The following is a 20,255-nucleotide window of genomic DNA, read 5'->3' on the forward strand; positions in this document are numbered from 1 at the left end:
TCGAGGAAAGGTGTGCCCTCCGATGGCGCATGTGGACCGGCAGGCATGGGACGTGGTCGTGGTGGGCGCGGGCGGCGCGGGGCTGCGCGCCGCCATCGAGGCCCGCGAGGCCGGTATGCGGACGGCCGTGATCTGCAAGTCCCTGTTCGGCAAGGCCCATACGGTGATGGCCGAGGGCGGTATCGCGGCAAGCATGGGCAATGTCAACGAGAACGACAACTGGCAGGTCCACTTCCGGGACACCATGCGCGGCGGAAAGTTCCTCAACCAGTGGCGGATGGCGGAGCTGCACGCCCGTGAAGCACCGGACCGGGTATGGGAGTTGGAGACCTGGGGTGCGCTCTTCGACCGCACACCGGACGGCCGGATCTCGCAGCGCAACTTCGGCGGCCACGAGTACCCGCGGCTGGCGCACGTCGGGGACCGTACGGGGCTGGAGCTGATCCGCACCCTCCAGCAGCGGACGGTCTCCCTCCAGCAGGAGGACGAGCGGCAGTCCGGCGCGTACGACGCCCGGCTGAAGGTCTTCCAGGAGTGCACCGTCACCCGCGTCCTCACCACGGACGGCCGGGTCTCCGGCGTCTTCTGCTACGAGCGGGAGTCGGGCCGGTTCTTCGTGCTGGAGGCACCGGCGGTGGTGCTGGCCACCGGCGGTATCGGCAAGTCCTTCAAGGTGACCTCGAACTCCTGGGAGTACACCGGCGACGGGCACGCGCTGGCGCTGCTGGCCGGGGCGTCGCTGATCAACATGGAGTTCGTGCAGTTCCACCCCACCGGGATGGTCTGGCCGCCGTCGGTGAAGGGCATCCTCGTCACCGAATCCGTGCGCGGCGATGGCGGGGTGCTGCGCAACAGCGACGGCCGGCGCTTCATGTTCGACTACATCCCGGACGTCTTCAAGGAGAAGTACGCGGAGACCGAGGAGGAGGGCGACCGCTGGTACGAGGATCCGGAGCACAACCGGCGCCCGCCCGAGCTGCTGCCCCGCGACGAGGTCGCCCGCGCCATCAACGCCGAGGTCAAGGCGGGCCGCGGCTCCCCGCACGGCGGGGTGTTCCTGGACGTGTCGACCCGGCTGCCCGCCGAGGTCATCCAGCGGAAGCTGCCGTCCATGCACCACCAGTTCAAGGAGCTGGCGGATGTGGACATCACCGCCGAGCCGATGGAGGTCGGCCCGACCTGCCATTACGTGATGGGCGGGGTGGATGTGGACCCGGACACCGCGGCGGCGACCGGCGTACCGGGCCTGTTCGCGGCCGGCGAGGTGGCCGGCGGAATGCACGGCTCCAACCGTCTGGGCGGCAACTCCCTCTCCGACCTGCTGGTCTTCGGCCGCCGGGCGGGCCTGCACGCGGCCGAGTACGCGGCGGGGCTGGCCGACCGGCCGGCCGCCGATCCGCGGCAGATCGACGCCGCGGAGGCGGAGGCGTTGCGCCCGTTCAGCGCCGAGGTGACCGAAGCGGCGGACGGGACGGAAGCAGCTGAAGCGGCGGAAGGGGCAGAGGGCGGCGCGGTCGGCGGCCCGGCCCCGGCCGAGAACCCATACACCCTCCATCAGGAGCTCCAGCAGTCGATGAACGACCTGGTCGGCATCATCCGCCGGGAGAGCGAGATGTACGAGGCCCTCAAACGCCTGGCGGACCTGCGGGTACGGGCCCGGCGGGCCACCGTCGAGGGGCACCGCCAGTACAACCCCGGCTGGCACCTCGCCCTGGACCTGCGGAACATGCTGCTGGTCAGCGAGTGTGTGGCGCGGGCGGCGCTGGAGCGGGAGGAGAGCCGGGGCGGGCACACCCGCGACGACCATCCGGCGATGGACCGCGGCTGGCGCAACATCAACCTGGTGTGCCGGCTCGCCGATCCGCAGGGCGACTCCCGGGCCGCGGACCCGTCGCTGGGCCAGATCCGGCTGTCCCGCCGCGAGTCCCCGCCGATCCGGCCCGATCTGCTGGAGCTGTTCGAGAAGGACGAACTGGCGAAGTATCTGACGGACGAGGAGCTGAGCCGGTGAGCGAGGCACAGACGGCGCAGGGCGCGGACGAGCGGCGGCGCGACGGCCAGGGAGACGGGCAAGGAGACGGGCAGGGCGACGGGCAGGGCGAGCGGTCCGGGGCGTCCGGGGCGTATCCGGCCCGCTTCCGGGTGTGGCGGGGCGACGCGGGCTCCGGGGGCCTCGCGGACTTCACGGTCGAAGTGCACGAGGGCGAGGTGGTGCTGGACATCATCCACCGTCTGCAGGCGACCCAGGCACCCGATCTCGCGGTGCGCTGGAACTGCAAGGCGGGCAAGTGCGGTTCGTGCAGTGCGGAGATCAACGGGCGGCCGCGGCTGATGTGTATGACCCGGATGTCGGTGTTCGACCGTACGGAGACGATCACGGTCACCCCGATGCGGGCGTTCCCCGTCGTCCGCGACCTGGTCACCGATGTGTCGTTCAACTACACCAAGGCGCGGGAGATCCCGTCGTTCGTCCCGCCCGCGGAGCTGGCGCCCGGTGAGTACCGGATGCGGCAGGAGGACGTGGGCCGCTCACAGGAGTTCCGCAAGTGCATCGAGTGCTTCCTGTGCCAGGACACCTGCCATGTGGTGCGGGACCACGAGGAGAACAAGACGGCGTTCGCCGGTCCGCGGTTCCTGATGCGGATCGCCGAGCTGGACATGCATCCGCTGGACGCGGCGCCGGCTTCCGGGCTCGATCGGAAGACCACCGCGCAGGACGAGCACGGGCTGGGCTACTGCAACATCACCAAGTGCTGTACGGAGGTCTGCCCCGAGCACATCAAGATCACCGACAATGCGCTGATCCCGCTGAAGGAGCGTGCCGCGGACCGGAAGTACGACCCACTGGTGTGGCTCGGGAACAAGATCCGGCGCCGTACGGAGTGAGGCGGACATGCCTACCTCGGAGGGCATGCCTCCCTCGGAGGGGATGCCTACCTCGGAGGGGATGCCTCCCCCGAAGCCTGAGCTGACGCGGCGCGCGGTGCTGGCGGGGATCGGCGGCCTCCCGCTGGCCGCGGCGGCCGGGATGCCCGAGCCCGTCTCCCCGGCGGGCCGGGAGCCGGCCGCCCGTCGGGGCCGGGACGGAGCCCCGGCCGGCGACCGCACCGCCACCCTGCTGCGCGGCGCGGAGCTGGTGCTGACCATGGACCCGGCCGTCGGCGAGGGCCCCCTGGGCACGCTGGAGAACGGCGTCGACGTGCTGCTGCGCGACGGCCGGATCGACGCCGTCGGCCGGCGCCTCGGCGCGCCGCCCGGCGCCCGGGTCGTCGACGTCCGCGGCAAGCTCGTCCTGCCGGGCTTCGTGGACCTGCACAACCACCTCTGGCAGGCCGGTATCCGCGGCGGCTGCGCGGACCGGGACCTGGCCGGCTGGCTGTCCGGCTGCAACCGGCCCGCGCTGCCGAGGATCGACGCCCAGGACATGTACCGCCTGGTGCTGCTGGCCGCGCTCGACGTCGTCCGGACAGGCGTCACCACCGTCGTCGACTGGGTGCACCCGATCCCGTACGGCACCACCGAGCGCTATGTCCGGGCACTCGCCGACGCCGGACCGCGGTTCGTCTACGCGGCCTACCAGCCGGCCTCCGGCCTCCCGCTCGTCCGCAAGGCCGCGGCGGAGTTCCTGGATCCGCTGCCGCTGGCCTCGGCGCAGGTGGCGTCGCGGGCCGCCTGGCCCGACCGTGCCGAGCTCCGGCAGTGCCGGGAGCTCGCCCGCGAGCTGGGCGTGATGCTCAACTGCCATGTCCTCGAACGCCGCGCGGACCGTGCCGACCAGCCGGTCCGTGCGCTGCGGTGGGCCGGCGCCTTCGGGCCGGGGCTGCTGATGAACCACGCGGTGCACCTCACCGCCGAGGAGGTCGCGCTGACCGGCGCGCACGACGTGCGGGTGGCGTACTGCCCGCTGAGCAATATGCGGCTGGGCTCGGGCATCGCACCGCTGCCCGCGCTGCACCGGCACGGCGTACGGGCCGGGCTCGGGCAGGACGGCGGGACCAACGACACCTCGGACATGTTCGCGCTGATGAAGGCGGCGGTCGGGCTGCAGCGGGCCCGTCACGAGGACGCCTCGGTCCATCCGACGATCCCGGCGGTGCTGCGGATGGCGACGCTGGGCGGCGCGGAGTGTCTGGGCATGGCGGACCGGATCGGCTCGCTCACCCCGGGCAAGCGCGCCGATGTCGTCGTCCTGGATCCCGGCACGCTCAATTTCGCCCCGCGCTTCGACTGGACCAGCCAGATCGTCCTCAACGGCCAGCCGCCGAACGTCACCGATGTCTTCGTCGACGGCCGTCCGCTGAAGTCCGGCGGCGAACTGCCCCATGTGGACGTCGAGCGGGTGATCCACGAGGCGGAACGGGCGGCGGCGCGGCTCCGGGCGGCGGTGTGAGGGGGGGCCGGGCGGCGAGGTGGGGGCGGGCGGCGAGGTGAGGGGGCGGGCGGTCGGTCCCGTACGGAAGGCGCCTAAGGGAAGCCCCGTACGGAAGCCCGTACGGAAGGCGCCCCAAGGGAAACCCCGTACGGAAAGTCCCCTAAGGGAAGTCCCCTAAGGGTTCGATGGGCCCCCTTTCATCCAGGGTAGGGGCACCCGCCCATGGCCCGCGCCCCCTGTGGACAGCCGGCCCGTCAGACCCGTCAGACCCGTCAGAACAGGCTCAGCAACGCCTCCGCCGGGTCCGACGCCCCCGACTCCCCGTCCGGCAGGGCGAGTTCGAACCAGACGGTCTTGCCGCGCGGGGTGCGGCGGCTGCCCCAGCCCTGGCTCAGCAGGCCAACCAGCTGGAGCCCGCGGCCGCCCTCGTCGGTGTCGCGGGCGCGGCGGCGGCGCGGCTGGGCGAGGTCGGCGTCCCAGACCTCGCAGACCAGGGTGCGGTCCAGCAGCAGCCGTAGCCGGATATCGCCGTGGCCGTGCCGTAGCGCATTGGTGACCAGCTCGCTGACCAGCAGCTCCGTGGTGTCTACCAGGTCTTGCAGGCCCCAGTCCGTGAGCTGCTCGCGGGCCAGTTCACGGGCCCGGGCCACCGAACGGGCCTCCGGCGCCAGGTTCCAGTCGCCGACCGCGTCCTTGGGCACCCCGTGCACCCGCGCCATCAGCAGTGCGATGTCGTCCTCGCCGTGCGAGGTGTGCAGGGCGGTCAGGACGTGGTCGCAGGCGTCCTCCAACGGGCGGTCGGCGTCCGTCAGGGCGGCCCGGAAGGCGTCCAGCCCCTCGTCGAGGGGGTGGTGCCGGGACTCGACCAGGCCGTCGGTGTACAGCGCGAGCAGCGCCCCGTCCGGCAGCTCGACCTCGGTCTCCTCGAACGGCTCGCCGCCGACGCCCAGCGGCATCCCCGGTGGTACGTCGAGCAGCCGCGCTTCCTCGCCCTCCTGGACCAGCACCGGCGGCAGGTGCCCGGCGTTGGCGAAGGTGGCGCGCCGGGTGACCGGGTCGTACACGGCGTAGACGCAGGTGGCCAGGTAGACCTCGGAGAGGTCGGCGGTTCCGGCGGTGCGGGCGGCGGCGCCGGGTTCCAGTGCGCCCCGGGCGGGTCCGGACGGGCCGCGGGCGGCGGTCCGTCCGCCGCCGGTGCCGCCGAGCCCGCGGGCGATCTCGTCCAGCGCCGAGAGCACCTCGGCGGGCTCCAGGTCGAGCAGCGCCAAGGTCCGTACCGCGGTGCGCAGTTCGCCCATCGCCACGGCGGCGCGCAGGCCGCGGCCCATGACGTCGCCGACGACCAGCGCGGTGCGGTGGCCGGGCAGTTCGATGACGTCGAACCAGTCGCCGCCGACCTCGGTGGCGGTGGTGCCGGGCAGATAGCGGCAGGCGATGTCGAGGCCGGCCGCTTCGGGGTCGCCGGGCGGCAGCAGGCTGCGCTGGAGGATCAGGGCGCGTTCGTGCTCGCGGCGGTAGAGGCGGGCGTTGTCGATGCAGACCGCGGCCCGGGCGGCCAGTTCGACGGCGAGGGCGGTGTCTCGTTCGCCGAACGGCTCGCTGCCCTTCGTACGGGAGAACTGCACCAGTCCGACGACGGTGTCCCGGGCGACCATGGGGACGGCGAGGGTGGAGTGCACCACGGCGACGCCCAGCTCCGGTCCCTCGTCGCTCTCCCGGCCGGGGATGATCTGGGCCCGGGCGGTGCGCAGGGCGCCCGCGCAGGGGGAGTTGAAGGGGTAGCGGTGGACGGCGCCGACCTCGACCGGGCCCGGCCCGTCCGCGGTGACGCAGCAGGCGGTGCCGGCGAGCGGGGCGTCGGAGACGGCGCTGGCGAAGGCGACCCGGCGCAGTTCGGCGCTGCCGTCGCTCATGCCGGGCGGGGTCTCGTCGCCGGCGAGCAGGCCTTGGTAGAGGTCCACCGACGCCAGGTCGCAGAACTGCGGTACGGCGACGTCCAGGAGGGTGCGGGCGGTGGTCTCCAGGTCGAGGGAGTTGCCTATCCGGGCGCCGGCCTCGTTGAGCAGGGCGAGGTTGCGGCGGGCGTTGGCGGCCTCGCGTTCGGCCCGGCGCCGGCCGGTGATGTCGGCGGCGAGGGCGGCGACGCCGATGGGGCGGCCGCTGGCGCCGTGCAGCCGGTAGAGCGACACCGACCAGCGGCGGCGCTCCTCCTCGCCGGGCACCCCGCCGACCAGCTGCAGCTCGGTGACCGGTTCGCCGGTTTCCAGTACGCGGGCGAGGGCGGCGGTCATCCGCTCGGCCTCGGGGCGCGGCAGGAAGTCGTGTGGGGTGCGGCCGCGGTACTTGCTCGCGGGACCGCCGAAGACGGTGGCGAAGCGTTCGTTGACCCGCAGCAGCCTCAGGTCCGTACCGAACAGGGTGAAGCCCATGGGAGATTGGCCGAAAACGGCCTGCGAGGCGGCGAGGTCGGTCTCGATGCCGCGCAGCGCCCGGACGTCGACGACGACGCAGACCGCGGCGCGCTCACCGTCCTCGCCGCGCGAGGGCATCACATAGATCTCGGCGAGGCCGTCGGCGGTGGCGCCTTCCATCCTGCGGTAGGGCACCAGGCCGGTCCATTCACGGCCGTCGAGGATCTCGGAAACCTTGCGGTGTCCGGTCTCGCGCAACTCGCTGGGGACGAAGGCCTCGATGGGGTCCTTGCCGAGGGCGCCACGGGCGGGGATGCCGAGCATCTGCTCGGCTCGCTCGCTCCACTGGTCGATCCGCCCGTCGGGGCCCAGGGAGAAGGAGGCCACCCGGATGTAGTCGTAGATCGAACCGGGCCGGCTGCTCTGCCATACGGGCGGACCCTGCGGGCCGCCTGCCCGCGGACGGCCACTCGGGTCACCGGGGCCGTCCGCACCGCCCTGACCATCGGCCTGCGCGGGTTCCGCCCCGCCGGATGACATCTTGCTCACGAGCCCCGTCCCCTCCAGCTCATCGTGCCCGGACCGGACCAGCCTGAGTATCCAGCACCCGGACTGTCCGGAACACGGTCTTCACGATCACAGCACAGTCTCGATCGCAGGCCATCGACGGAATGTCGGTGGAATGGCAACGATCAGGACTCCACCTGTCTCCTAACCAGCCACCGACCCGGCTAACCAGCCACGGACAGCTCGAACCACACTGTCTTACCGGTCTTTCCATACCGAGTCCCCCAGCGCCGTGAAACGCCCGCGACCAGCTGCAACCCGCGGCCCCCCTCGTCGTCGGGGGCGGCGGTGCGCTCCTGCGGCGGGTCGGGCAGCGGATCGGAGACCTCGACGAGCAGCCCACCGGAGCCCAGCAGGACCATGCGGACGCCGATCGGACCGCTGGCGTAGCGCAGGGAGTTGGTGACGAGCTCGCTGACCAGGAGGACGGCCACATCGGCGGCGCCGTTCAGCCCCCAGTCGTCCAGGACGCGGCGGACCGCGGTGCGGGCGGTGCGTACCGCGCCGGGATCGGCCGGAAAGCTCCATTCGGCGATGGGGGAACCGGTGGCCATGCCGCGCCTGCGGACGGTACGGGAGCCGGTCTGCGGGACCCCTGCCGCTGCGCTGTCGCTCACGCCGATCACATCCCAGCCCGAGGCGTCTCTGACGGATTGCCCGCGTTGCCCGCATCAAACGACTGCAATCTGGACATACCCGATATCCGACCTGAAGTACCGCGCAGAGCGGAGCATCGCGGCACAAACAGCACAAGTGGCATAAACAGAGCGCTGCGGCGCAAATGGTTCATGGGGGACCCGGTACTGCGGTGCAAATGGCCCATACAGGGAAGGCGGGCCAGGGATACGAGGAGGACGGACCTCCGTACGCGCCGGAGAAGCGTGCGCCGGAGGGGCACGGTGCACGGGCAAGGGCACGCGCGGGCGCACGGGGCCCAGGCGCGGCCGCGCACAGCCGCCCGCACGCCGTCCCACGGAGGGGCACGGCGGCACACGGGCCTCAAGGCGCCACGGCCGCCACGGCCGCCACGGCCGCCAGGGCCTACCGCTGCGGCACGACGCCCGGCGTCCCCGGCGTCCCCGGCGCCCCGGCAGCCGCGACCAGTCGGCGCATCGCCTCGGCGACCGCCGGGCGGTCCTGGTCCAGCCAGTCGACCTGATCCTCCTCGCCGGGCAGCAGCCAGCGCAGCTGGTCGTGGTCCTGCAGAGGCCGCGGCGTCCCGGACACCAGCCGGGCGGTCCACACCCGCAGCACATAGCCGGGGCGCAGCACCCACTCGCCCGGAATCCGCTCCGCCACCGCCGCCTCGACGCCCAGCTCCTCGCGCAGCTCGCGCGCCAGCGCCTGTTCCGGCGTCTCGTCGTCCTCCACCTTGCCGCCGGGCAGCTCCCAGCGGCCGGCCAGCGCGGGCGGTGCGCTGCGCCGGGCGGCCAGCAGCCGCCCGCCGTCACACACCGCCGCGCCGACCACTACGCGCACGGTCGTCATGCGCGGCAGCCTACGTCCCCCGCTCTCGTCCCGCTTCTCGCCCGCCGCCCCTCAGGGCGCCTCTCGCCCGCTCTCAGGTCGTCGCGCGGTCGACCTTCTCGACCACGTAGAGCTGCCGGCTGCCGCGGGTGTCGAGCCGGTCGGCCACCTTCTCCGCCTCCACTCGGGTGGCATAGCGGCCGACGCGATACCGGTTGCCGCCTTCGTCCTGGCGGATGACGACCCAGGGGAGCACCGCTCCACCGTCGGTCATTGCGCCCCTCCGTCCGCCGTGCGGCGCGCTGTCACGCGCCCCTCGTCCGCTGATGCCGAAATCGCAATCCGCATATGCCCGAGCGTACGCCCGACCTTTACGCACCGGATATGGAATTACACAAAGAGATACCGAACCGGCCACCCGCGGACCCCGGCGAACCGGAATCGGCCTGCGAGTGGCCGGTTGCGCCCGATGGGCTCGGGCATACGTACGGAATGGCGTGCCGCATGACGTACTGAATGACGTGCGGCGACGCCGGGCCGGCTCAGGCCCCTGCGGGCGCCTTGGCCCCTTCGGTCTCCCCGGACCCGTCCGTCCCACGGGCCTCGTCCGCCGCCTGGATCTCGGCCTCGACCTGGACAAGCGTCGGGTTGCGCCAGGCGCTGCGCACGCCCCAGTAGTAGAAGGCGAGCGCGATCGCCACGACCACCGCGAGGTCGATGCCCTCCGGCAGATAGCCCTTGCCGCCGAACTCCTTACCGCCCAGGTAGGAGACGCACGCCATCACCACCAGGTAGACCACCATCCAGGCGCCCGCCTTCAGGTGCGGCATCAGCTCCCGCCACGGGCTGCGGCCCTGCTTCAGCGGCCGGACGATCTCGTACCACGCCCAGACCGGCAGACCGACGGCCATGATGAAGATGACCTTGCCGGTGAGCGGCCACCTGCCCCAGTACAGGACCAGCGAGCCGAAGATCATCGCGATCGGCGCGATGACAGGCATGGCGCGCAGCTTCACCGGCCGCTTCATATGGGGCGACATGCGCCGCAGGCCCATCACGGCGACCGGTCCGGTGATGTAGGAGATGACGGTCGCGACCGAGACGACCTCGGCGAGCGAGCCCCAGCCGCGGAAGACCGCCAGGAACAGGAAGGCGACGCCGAGGTTGAGCACCAGGGCGGGGCGCGGGATACCGGTCTTGCGGTCCACCTTGCCGAAGACGCCCGGCAGGTGGCCGTTCTCCTGGACGCCCTGGATCATGCGCGAGGTGGTGGCCGCGTAGATCATGCCGGTGCCGGACGGGGAGACGAAGGCGTCCGCGTACAGCAGCAGCGCCAGCCAGTTCAGGCCCCAGGCCAGGCCCAGCTCGGCGAGCGGGGAGTGGTAGTTGAGCCCGCCCCAGCCCCCGCTCAGGTCGGCGGCGGGGACGGCGAAGAGGAAGGCGACCTGCAGCGCGAGGTAGATGACCAGCGCGATGATGATCGAGAACGCGACGGCCTTCGGCAGCGACCGGCCCGGGTTACGGGCCTCACCGGCGAGGTTGAGCGGCGACTGGAAGCCGTTGTAGGCCCAGACGATGCCGGAGAGCGCCACACAGCTGAAGATCGCGCTCCAGCCGTTGGGGGCGAAGCCGCCCGCGCGCTCGATGTTGCCGGTGTCGAAGTGCGCGAACACCAGGGCGCCCGCGGTGAGGATCGGCACGACGACCTTGAACACGGTGATCGCGGTGTTGGTCTTCGCGAACAGCGACACCGCGAACCAGTTCATGAAGAAGTAGAAGATCAGCAGCACGCTGGCCACCGCGACGCCGGAGCCGGTGAGCTCCTTGCCGTCGAAGAGCGCCTTGGCCCAGCCGAAGTCCCAGGAGCTCATGTACTGGACCGAGGCGGTCGCCTCACCGGGGATGACCGAGACGATGGCGATCCAGTTGGCCCACGCCGCCAGGTAACCGGCCAGCGAGCCATGCGAGTACTGACCGTAGCGGACCATGCCGCCCGCCTTGGGGAACATCGAGCCGAGCTCGGTGTAGGTCAGGGCGATGGTCAGGGCGACGACCGCCCCGATGACCCAGGCGAGGATCGCGGCCGGGCCGGCGATGGCGGCGGCCCGCTCGGCTCCGAAGAGCCAGCCGGACCCGATGATCGACCCGAGACCAGTGGCGGTCAGGGCGATGGTCCCGAGGGACCGACGGTAATTCGAATGCGAACCCTGCTCCGCACCCAGGTTTTTCGTCGTGCTCACGTGCTGGTCTCCTGGTCTTCCCCCGTGCCGTGCACAAACTTCGCCATCGTAAGAGCGAATCGGAAGATCACCTGCCCGCAGCTGGCCAAATTTCCCGCCCAACTGAGGGTCTGTGAGGTTTCCAACACCAAGATCCGGCCAACATTTGCTCGCATATCACCGCAAACCGGACATTGAACTTGAGGCCGAAAGCGGTCAAGGATCGCTAACGGGGCGCCGGACGGGCCCACTCAGCGAGGCGAGCAGCAGAGGAAACACGGAGGGAACCGGGCGTAACCGAGGGTAAGCGGAAGGGAAGGGCGACCGGGAGGCCGAGGAGAGAGAAGGGGCCGAGGAGGGAGATAGGGAGATGGGGCCGAGGGACGAGCATGGAACGACAGGCAGAGCCGGCAGAAACCATAGGCAGAGCCGCCAGAACCACAGGCAGAGCCAGCAGGAAACGCCAACCAACAAACTCCGACCGACAAACTCCCACCGACAAGCCCCGACCGACCACCGCACAACCGCTGCCCTCGACCGGCCGCTACCCCTCGGGCAGACGCCCCCGCCGACGGGCGCCTACTGCTGCCCGTTCCCCTTCCCGTTCCCCGCAGGCGCCCACTGCTTCACCGGCAGGTGGTAGGCCACCCGATAGCGGTCCGCGAGCGTGACGACATCCGCCGTCTCCACCGGCCGGCCGCCCGCGTAGTACGTCCGCGAGATGACCAGGACCGCATGCCCCGGCACCCCGCCCAGCGCCATCGCCTCCTCGGCCAGCGCGGGCCGCGCCCCGACCTCCTCGACGACGTTGTCCACCACCACATCGATGGCCGCCATCCGCTCGACCACCCCACGCCCCGCCAGCGGCCCCTCCTCGGGCAGCATCACGGGCGTCCGCCCGGTGACGTCCAGGGGCTCCCAGGACGTCGACAGCATCGCCGGCTCGCCCTCCGCCCGGAAGACATAGCGGGTCCGCATCACCCTGCCCCCCGGCGGAATGCGCAGCCGGGCCGCGACCACCGAACTGGCCGGCTCCTGCTCACTGCTGGACTCCCAGGTGCCGCGCACCCGCTCGTCCGTCTGCTCCTGCCGGAAAGGCGTACAGCCGCCGACCGAGTGGTACCCGACGCGGGCGATACGGCGCGGCACGGGCCGCTCGCGCACGTACGTACCCGAACCCGACCGCCCCTCGACCAGCCCTTCCGCCATCAGCACCTTGCGCGCCTCCAGGGCGACGGTGTCCGAGACGCCGTACTCCTCACGGATCCGGGCCTGGGAGGGAAGGCGGGTGTGCGGCGGCAGCACCCCGTCGACGATCTTCTGGCGCAGGTCGCCGGCGACGCGGAGGTACGCGGGCTGCTCACCGAAAGGCACATGCCCCTCCAACAGCTTGACAGTCAGCAACAGCGTGACAACTCCACGTGGTCATCCGCAACCTTGGGCCAGATATTCACCTGATGTGATGAATCCCAGTTCAGTCCCCCGCAAACCGCACCCAGGCCCATACCGCGTGCCATCCCGCCCCCACGCGCCACCCCACTCCCACCGTGTCACGCTCGACGCACCCCCAACTGGAACCCGCCGACCGACGGACCGCACTACGCCCCACGCCCAGCCCTCCCCCTCCGCCCCGTACTCCGCGCGCATTGCACGAATTCCGCCACCAACCCCGCGACCTCCTCGGGGCGCTCCAGCACCATCGCATGCGTCCCGTCCACCCCCGCGACGCTCACATTCGGCCGGCTGCGCGCCAGCTCGTCCAGATCCCGCCGGAGCCCCACCACATACGCCGCCATCAGCTCATCGACCCACGGCGGCACGCCCGGCACCGGCGGATTGGGCCGCAGCGCCCGTGCGATCAGCAATGGCCGCGTCACCCGCCGGTACAGCGCGAACAGATCGATCCCCGCCATCGCCTCCTGCAGCTCCGCTGCCTGCCGCCGCCCCGGCCGCAGGAACAGCCGCCCGTCCGCCGTCTCCCCCAGCGACCGCCGCACCCCGGCCTCCATCAACTCCCCGGGAACCCCCAACTCCGCGCCCATCGACACCTGATACCCGAGTACCCCGCCCAACGCCTCGGCGCTGAAGGGCTGTCCACCCGCCTCCTCCGCGAACTTCCGTGCCTCCCCCAGCCGTTCCCGCACATACGAGGCGTCCAGCCCCACGTACTGCTCCGGCCGCCCCATACCGTGCCCGTCGAGGTTCACCGCGGCAGGCGTACCGTCCAGCCGCTCCAGACACCGCGCGGCCACCATCCCGCCCAGCGAATGCCCCACCACCACGGCCTCCGGCACCCCGCACGCCGCCAGCACGGCCCGTACGTCCGCCACGGCCACCTCGAACGTCCACGGCACCGTGCCGTCCCCGGACCGCCCGTGCCCCCGCAGATCCATCGCCAGCACCCGGTGCCCCTCGGCCAGCAACGGCGCCACCCGCGCCCAGTCCGCCAGCGTCCGCCCCGCCCCGTGCAGCAACACCACCGCTGCCCCGGCCCCGCCGTAATCCCTTACCGCCAGCTCCACCCCGTCGCCGGCCACACACACCACATCCCGCCCCGCCTGGTCCACCCGGTCCGCCCTACCCGGCTCATCCACCCTGCTCACCCTGCTCGCACTCCTCACACCGCTCTCGGTCATGCATCCACGCTAGGCGCCCGAAACCCCGCAGATTTCCCCCGAGAAGACGATGCGAAGGCCCATGAATCCGAGCCATAATGGATCAAGGCCACAAGGGATCCCGCCCCACGCGCAGGGCGACCAGGTCGCCGGGGCGACGCTGCGGGAACGCCCGACGGGAGCAACGTCAGCTCGGGATCGGCTCACTCTCGCGGGCGGCGCCCCGGAGGGCCTCACTCGACGCGGGCGACCTGCGAGGGGTGTACGCGCATGACGAGCAGACCGGGAACGACGACTCCCAGCAGTCCCAGTGCGGCGCAGCCGAGGGCCACCTGCGCCAGCGCGCCCCACGGCAGGAGGGTCAGCAGATCTGTCGTCGGAAGCGCCAGTCGCGTGGCGAGCCCGGCGAGGGACATGGCCACCACTGCGGTTGCGGCGCTGAGCCCGCTGAGCACGACGACGACGGACTCCCAGCCCAGCATGCGCAGCAGCTGGCCGCGTGTGCTTCCGGTGAGCCGCAGGACCGCGAACTCCTGCCGGCGCTGACGCGTCGCGAGCAGCAAGGTGTTCAGGATGCCGATTCCGGAGAACGTGATGAGGGGGACCATCAGGATGCGCATGCCCACCGCGTTGCGCTCCTGCTGCTTCTGGGCGCGCACCTGCAGCAGCCGCGCCTCCTCGGCGGCACGTTCCTTCGCTGCTTCGATGGCCGCCGGCCCTGTGGTGTGGCTCGACACCGACACCACCGTCGGCCTGGAATCCACCTCCTGCGACACGGAGTTGCCGCACAGCAGCATCGCGCTGAGGCCTGCTGCGATGAGTACGGGGCCGGCCATGGCGGCCACGCGGCGCGTGGCCGCCGCGCTGTTCGCCGCCGCCAGCATCCCTGTGTAACGGGAGAGCAGTCGCCCGGGTACGGCGCTCAGCGCGGCGATCGGGCGCACGAGGAGCGGCATGAGCAGCCATACGGACAGGATCAGCAACAGGCACAGCGCCATGGCTCCGTTGACCGCCTCGTGCGGGCCGTTGCGGCGCCCGTACCAGTCCCAGGACGCCCAGGTGAGCCCGAACATGACGAGCGCCCCGACGGCCCGCCCGGCCGGCATCGCGCGCCGCTCCGCCTCGGCCTCGCGCAGGGCGGCGATCGGTGAGGTCCGCATCGGGCCGTTCGCCGCGGTCCACGCCGCGAGCACGGCGATGCCCGTCGTGCACAACACCCCCGCGCTGAAGCCCGGCAGCGACATTCCACCCGTGGGCCCGGGCTCCAGAACGTCGTTGCGGATGAGCCAGGCCAGAGCGGGCCCGGCCGCGGCCAGGCCGATGCCCGCGCCCACCGCAGCTCCGGCGAGAGAGACCACCAAGGCCTCGCCGACGATTTCCAGCCGCAGTTGCCGGGCAGTGGCCCCGATGGTCCGCAACGCCCCGATCTCACGGCGGCGCTGCTGCACCACCAGGGACATCGTGTTGACGACAAGCAGCCAGGCGGTCAGCCCGGACGTGCCGCCCACAAGGCCCAGCAACGACCCGGCCGAACTCTCGGCACCACCCCCGGAACTCGCTTGATGCACCCGGTCCAGCACGGTCGTCAGGGTGGTGACCAGCGTCGCACTCATCACGACCACAATGAGCACTCCGGCGTACTGCCACAGCCGTGTGCGCAGGGAACCCAGAACGAGGAAGAACACCGTCAGACCTCCAGAGCGGCCATGCGAGCCGCGATGGTCTCGGCAGTGACCTCGGATCCGGCGAGGCGGTCCACGAGCCGGCCGTCGGCGAGCACCAGCACCTCGTCCGCCCAGGCGGCCGCCTGCGGGTCGTGCGTCACCATGACCACGGTCGTGTCCAGGTCGTTGACCGCGTCTCTCAGCAGACCGAGCACGTCACGGCCCGAGGCCCGGTCCAGGGCACCGGTCGGCTCGTCCGCGAAGACCACCTCGGGGCCGGTGACCAGTGCCCGGGCCACGGCGGCCCGCTGCTGCTGACCGCCCGACAACTCGCCCGGTCTGCGATGGCGCTTGTCGGACAGGCCCACAGTGGAGAGCAGTTCCTCCAGTCGGCACGGGTCCGGCCGACGCCCTGCCAGCCGCAGCGGCAGCGCCACGTTGGCGGCGACACTCAGAGCAGGGACGAGGTGGAAATCCTGAAAGACGAACCCGATGCGGTCCCGCCGCAGCAGCGTCAACTGCCGCTCGGAGAGCCCGGCGAGCTCCTGACCGGCCAGCGTCACAGAGCCCGAGGACGGGCGTTCAAGGCCTGCCGCACAGTGCAGCAACGTGGACTTCCCGGAGCCCGAAGGCCCCATCACCGCCGTGAAAGAGCCACGGGGAATGGCATGGTTGAAGTCGTGCAAGGCGATGACCGCCTGCCGGCCCCTTCCGTGCACCTTCCGCAGGGACCGCAAGTCGACGGCGAGACTGCTGCCCGTCACAGGCCTGTAGACGATGTGGGGCGGCTGCGTTGTCTTCATGACGCAAGTCAATCCTTCCCAGAGGGGCGATGTCGGTGGAGCGATCTGGACAGCCGGGGTAGAGCGAGGTCTACCCTTGATCCACTCCCCTGCCGGCGCATCGCAAGGGGTCGGTTGCGAGGACGGGTGGGGGACGGGTGAAGGTCGGGCAGCGTGCCGAGGCGGCACGCACACGATTACGCAGCGGGAGCGCGCGGCTGGCCCGGTCGGTGCTCTACCTGGCAGGTGGCTTCCCCGTCGGGCTGGTGTGGCTGGGCTGCTGCGCGGTCCTGCTGGGGCTGGGCCTGGCGACAGCGCTGTTCCTCGTGGGCATCCCGCTGATCGCCGCCGCGCTGCTGTCGGGCATCCCGCTGGGCGCGGTCGAGCGGGCCCGGCTGCGGATGTTCACCGGCACTGCCGTTCCCTCGCCGCACACCCCGGTCTCCGGCGGTGGACCGCACGCCTGGCTCCGGAAGCGAGCGGGCGAGCGGGCGACATGGTGGGAACTGGCCTACGCGGTGGCCCACTGTGCGCTGTCGATCGGTGACTTCGTCCTGGTGGCCGGAAGCCTGACCCTGTCCCTCGCACTGCTCATGGCGCCGCTCCTGCGCCGTTTCACCCCGGACGGCCAGGTGCGCGTAGCGGTCTTCCAGGCGCATTCGGATGCTCAGGCTGTCCTGCTGGTGCTGTGCGGCGCAGTCGTACTGGCCCTGACATACCTGGCGCTGACCAGGTACGCAGCCGCCCGTGCCCGGCTTGCCACGGGTGTGCTGACGAAACGCCACGACGAAGCCGGTACCGATCGCGACGAACGGATCGGTCAACTCGTCCGGTCCAGGGCCCGCATCCTGGACGCCTACGATGCGGAGCGCCGCCGGATCGAACGCGATCTGCACGACGGTGCCCAGCAGCGCATCACCGGCCTGATCATGACGCTCGGTCTCGCGCGCCTGGAACTCGCCGGGGCCGACACCGCGGCCCGCGAACTCGTGGAGAAGGCCGCCGAGGAGGCGCGGACGACCCTTCGGGAGCTTCGGGAACTCGTCCACGGCATCTATCCCGCGACGCTCACCGACCGGGGCCTGTCCGCCGCGCTCCTGGAGCTCGCGGAGGATTCCGTCCTGCCGGTGGAGGCCGATGTCGAGCTGGCCGAGCGCCCACCGGAGGCCGTGGAGGCAGCGACGTACTTCGTGGCCTGCGAGGCGATGGCCAACGTGACCAAGCACAGCGCCGCCACTGGCGCCCGGCTGTCGCTGCGTCGTACGAGCACAGGGCTCGTGCTGGAGGTGTACGACAATGGCGTCGGTGGTGCCGACGCGGAGTCCGGGACCGGTCTGCTGGGGCTCGCCGACAGAGTCGCGGTCTTCGGCGGAACCATTCATCTCTCAAGCCCGGTCGGGGGACCGACCCTCTTGCATGTGGAGATTCCATGCGGATCGTGATGGCGGAGGATTCCACCCTGCTCAGGGAGGGCCTGGTGCAGATCCTCACCAAGTTCGGCCATCAGGTCGTCGCCGCAGTCGACAACGCGCCCTCCCTCATCGCCGCAGTGCGTGAACACCGGCCTGATCTCGCCCTGGTGGACGTGCGCTTGCCGCCGGGTTTCAAGGACGAGGGGCTGCGTGCGGCCATCGCCCTGCGTGCGGAGCACCCCGGCCTCGGAGTGCTGGTGCTCTCGCAGTACCTGGACACGGACTACGCCGCGGAGCTGCTGGAGACGGATGCCTCCGGAGTCGGATACCTGCTCAAGGACCGGGTGGGCGACATCCCGGCATTCCTCGGCTCGGCGCAGCGCGTGGCCGACGGCGAGACCGTCATCGACACGGAGATTGTCCGGCGGCTGCTGGGCCGTCGCAGGGGACGGTCCTCGGTGCGGAGTCTGACGCCACGTGAGACAGAGGTCCTGGCCCTGATGGCCGAGGGGCGCTCCAACACCTCTATCGCGCACTCCCTGTCCGTCAGCCAGGCAGCGGTGTCGAAACACATCGGGAACATCTTCGACAAGCTCGGTCTGCAGGAAAGCAATACCGATCACCGACGCGTCCTGGCGGTTCTGGCCTACCTGCGGCAGTGACATCAGCGGGAACCGGTGGCAGCCACGGCCGTGGGCACCGCTTCGGCTCCTCCGCTCTGTGCGCGGTGCAGTGCCGCGTACATGCCTGCGGAGGCGAGCAGTTCTTCGTGGGTGCCGCTCTCGGCCACGCTCCCGTTCGCGAGGACGACGATCCGGTTCGCTCCCCGTACCGTCGACAGCCGATGCGCGATCATGAGGGCGGTACGCCCTCTCATCGCATGGGTCAGCGCCTGCTGGAGGCGGGCTTCGGATTCCGAGTCGAGGTGGGCCGTGGCCTCGTCGAGGATCACGATCCTCGGGTCCTTCAGCAGCAGCCGGGCGATCGCCAGCCGCTGCCGCTCGCCACCGGAGAGATGGTGACCGCCGTCACCGACGATGGTGTCCAGGCCATCGGGCAGCCGCTCGACCGTGTCCCAGACCAGGGCCTCCCGACAAACCCGCTCGCAGTCGTCGTCGGTGGCGCCCGGACGCGCATAGACGAGATTGGCGCGCAGGGTGTCGTGGAAGAAGTGGCTGTCCTGGGAGACGACGCCGATGGCGCTCCGCAGTGAGGCCTGGGTGACCGTGCGGAGGTCATGCCCGCCGACCTTCACCGTCCCGTCCGTCGGGTCGTGGAGCCTGCAGAGCAGTTTCATCAGGGTGGACTTGCCGCCGCCCGACGGTCCCACGACCGCGAAGGTCTGCCCCGCAGGGATGTGCAGGTCGATCCCCCGCAGGATGACGCGGTCCCCCGCCCCGTGGCCGGGCACCGGGGCGCCGGTGGGCTTCGGCTCCAGTGAGGCGAGCGTGGTACCGGCCGGCGTGCTGTAGCGGAAGCTCAGGTTCTCGAAGTCGACGGACGAGGCATCCGGCGGCAGGTCCCGGGCGCTCGGAGCGTCCTGGACAGGCGGGTCCAGGTCGAGCACCTCGAAGATCCGCTCGAAGCTGACGACCGCAGCGGTGACGTCGGCACGGGCCTGGGCGAGCGAGGTGATCGGGCCGTAGAGGCGGGCCAGCAGGGTGACCATCGCGATGAGCGTCCCCACGGAGATGCTCCCGCCGATCGCGAGGAAACCGCCGACGAGGTAGACGGCGGCGGTAGCCATGGTTGCCAGCCAGGACACCAAGAGCCCCAGCAGTGTGCCGGTCATCGTCAGCTTGACGCCTGTATCGCGGAGTCTCGCACCCCTGCTCTCGAAGGACCGCTGCTCCCTCTCCTTGTCTCCGTAGAGCTTGGCCAGCTCGGCGCCCTGGCCGGTGAAGCGTTCGGTGAAGAAGGCGGTCAGGGCGGCGTTGTCACCGCGCTGGCGCTGATTGAGCTCCCGCAGCCGCCCGTTGAGGAGGCGTGCCGGGATCAGGCACAGCGGAACGAGCACGGCGGCCAGCAGCGCCACCTGCCAGGACAGAACGAGAACAGTGACGGCCACGGTCAGCAGGGACACCAGGTTCGACAGCAAGCTCGATGCCGTGGTCGTCACGGCACGCTGGGCGGCCAGGACGTCGGTGTCCAGTCGGGCCACCAGGCTGCCGGTCGGTACGCGGGTGAAGAAGGAAACCGGCATGCGCGTCACGTGGGCGAAGGCCCGTCGTCTCAGATCGAGGGTCATGCCTTCGCCGATGCCGATGGACAGCCGGCGCTCGGCCAGGGTGACGGCCATGGTGACCACGGTCAGGAGAACGATGAGCAGCACGAGGGCGACGACGCGTGCCCGGTCGTGCCGGAGCACGCCTTCGTCGATGATGCGCTGGGTGAACAGAGCGGGCAGGACGACGAGTCCGGATTCCATGACGACGAGCACGAAGAAGGCGGCTATACGGCCTCGGTAGGGTCTGGCGCACTGTGCGATCCCGCGCCAGGTATGGGCACCCTGTCTGCCGGCCATGGGCTCGGTCTCTCCTTCGTGAGTTCGTGGGCGACGAAAACGACGTGCGGGGCGGCTCACGCCGCCCCGCACTCATCCAGGCTCGATCAGCCGATCAGCAGAAGACGCTGATGGTGCTGGTGTCGTCGCAGTGGTTGGACTGGCCGCTATCGGCCGAGAGCATGTCCTCCTGCGGGATCTCCATGGCCTGAAGGTCGAGAATGTTCGCCATTCTTATCTCCT

At 71.1% G+C, this 20,255-nt stretch carries 16 protein-coding genes; 5 read left to right on the top strand and 11 right to left on the bottom strand.

Features of this window, described 5'->3' with window-relative positions; genetic code table 11:
* Positions 1-22: 22 nt before the first annotated feature.
* The 3 genes from ACFY12_RS02930 (at position 23) to ACFY12_RS02940 (ending at position 4,390) form a co-directional block, all read left to right on the top strand.
* Positions 23-2,011: a fumarate reductase/succinate dehydrogenase flavoprotein subunit gene (locus tag ACFY12_RS02930; RefSeq protein WP_390713914.1), complete on the top strand. Its 1,989-nt coding sequence runs from the start codon at positions 23-25 to the stop codon at positions 2,009-2,011.
* A complete protein-coding gene (locus ACFY12_RS02935; RefSeq protein ID WP_390713915.1) occupies positions 2,008-2,886 on the top strand; it encodes a succinate dehydrogenase/fumarate reductase iron-sulfur subunit in 879 nt (292 codons plus the stop codon). The genes ACFY12_RS02930 and ACFY12_RS02935 overlap by 4 nt, the downstream gene beginning before the upstream one ends.
* 61 nt (positions 2,887-2,947) lie before the next feature.
* Positions 2,948-4,390, top strand: coding sequence for an amidohydrolase family protein (locus ACFY12_RS02940; protein ID WP_390713916.1), 1,443 nt, complete (start codon positions 2,948-2,950; stop codon positions 4,388-4,390).
* 254 nt (positions 4,391-4,644) lie between these two features.
* Here ACFY12_RS02940 and ACFY12_RS02945 read toward each other — a convergent pair whose 3' ends face one another.
* The 9 genes from ACFY12_RS02945 to ACFY12_RS02985 all read right to left on the bottom strand — a co-directional run bounded on the left by ACFY12_RS02945 (position 4,645) and on the right by ACFY12_RS02985 (position 16,118).
* Positions 4,645-7,323 (bottom strand): SpoIIE family protein phosphatase, encoded by a 2,679-nt coding sequence (locus tag ACFY12_RS02945; protein ID WP_390714353.1) that lies wholly within the window; start codon positions 7,321-7,323, stop codon positions 4,645-4,647.
* 191 nt (positions 7,324-7,514) lie between these two features.
* Positions 7,515-7,976, bottom strand: coding sequence for an ATP-binding protein (locus ACFY12_RS02950; protein ID WP_390713917.1), 462 nt, complete (start codon positions 7,974-7,976; stop codon positions 7,515-7,517).
* Between the two features lie 415 nt (positions 7,977-8,391).
* On the bottom strand, positions 8,392-8,838 hold the full coding sequence (locus tag ACFY12_RS02955; protein WP_390713918.1) for a (deoxy)nucleoside triphosphate pyrophosphohydrolase: 447 nt from the start codon (positions 8,836-8,838) through the stop codon (positions 8,392-8,394).
* Positions 8,839-8,911: 73 nt separating this feature from the next.
* Complete coding sequence (locus tag ACFY12_RS02960) at positions 8,912-9,091, bottom strand: SPOR domain-containing protein (protein ID WP_390713919.1); 180 nt, start codon at positions 9,089-9,091, stop codon at positions 8,912-8,914.
* A gap of 268 nt (positions 9,092-9,359) precedes the next feature.
* Complete coding sequence (locus tag ACFY12_RS02965; RefSeq protein ID WP_390713920.1) at positions 9,360-11,057, bottom strand: APC family permease; 1,698 nt, start codon at positions 11,055-11,057, stop codon at positions 9,360-9,362.
* 558 nt (positions 11,058-11,615) lie between these two features.
* A complete protein-coding gene (locus tag ACFY12_RS02970) occupies positions 11,616-12,410 on the bottom strand; it encodes a GntR family transcriptional regulator (protein WP_390714354.1) in 795 nt (264 codons plus the stop codon).
* 224 nt (positions 12,411-12,634) lie between these two features.
* Positions 12,635-13,639 carry an alpha/beta fold hydrolase gene (locus tag ACFY12_RS02975; protein WP_390713921.1) on the bottom strand — a complete coding sequence of 335 codons (1,005 nt, stop codon included), beginning with the start codon at positions 13,637-13,639 and terminating at the stop codon, positions 12,635-12,637.
* Between the two features lie 245 nt (positions 13,640-13,884).
* The gene (locus tag ACFY12_RS02980; protein WP_390713922.1) at positions 13,885-15,336 is read right to left on the bottom strand and encodes an FtsX-like permease family protein; all 1,452 of its coding nucleotides are present in this window, start codon (positions 15,334-15,336) and stop codon (positions 13,885-13,887) included.
* 2 nt (positions 15,337-15,338) lie between these two features.
* Positions 15,339-16,118, bottom strand: coding sequence for an ABC transporter ATP-binding protein (locus ACFY12_RS02985; RefSeq protein ID WP_390713923.1), 780 nt, complete (start codon positions 16,116-16,118; stop codon positions 15,339-15,341).
* A 137-nt stretch (positions 16,119-16,255) separates the two neighbouring features.
* Between ACFY12_RS02985 and ACFY12_RS02990 the strand changes: the two genes are divergently transcribed.
* Both ACFY12_RS02990 and ACFY12_RS02995 read left to right on the top strand, forming a co-directional pair.
* On the top strand, positions 16,256-17,539 hold the full coding sequence (locus ACFY12_RS02990; RefSeq protein ID WP_390713924.1) for a sensor histidine kinase: 1,284 nt from the start codon (positions 16,256-16,258) through the stop codon (positions 17,537-17,539).
* Positions 17,527-18,171: a response regulator gene (locus ACFY12_RS02995; protein ID WP_390713925.1), complete on the top strand. Its 645-nt coding sequence runs from the start codon at positions 17,527-17,529 to the stop codon at positions 18,169-18,171. Before ACFY12_RS02990 ends, ACFY12_RS02995 begins: the two co-directional genes overlap by 13 nt.
* 2 nt (positions 18,172-18,173) lie before the next feature.
* On the opposite strand, the gene ACFY12_RS03000 is transcribed toward ACFY12_RS02995, so the two are convergent.
* On the bottom strand, positions 18,174-20,033 hold the full coding sequence (locus ACFY12_RS03000; RefSeq protein WP_390713926.1) for an ABC transporter ATP-binding protein: 1,860 nt from the start codon (positions 20,031-20,033) through the stop codon (positions 18,174-18,176).
* 94 nt (positions 20,034-20,127) lie between these two features.
* Entirely contained in the window at positions 20,128-20,244 is a 117-nt protein-coding gene (locus ACFY12_RS03005) for a class III lanthipeptide (RefSeq protein WP_390713927.1), read from the bottom strand.
* Between the last annotated feature and the right edge of the window lie 11 nt (positions 20,245-20,255).

The organism is Streptomyces sp. NPDC001339, from assembly GCF_042895955.1.
GTDB lineage: Bacteria > Actinomycetota > Actinomycetes > Streptomycetales > Streptomycetaceae > Streptomyces.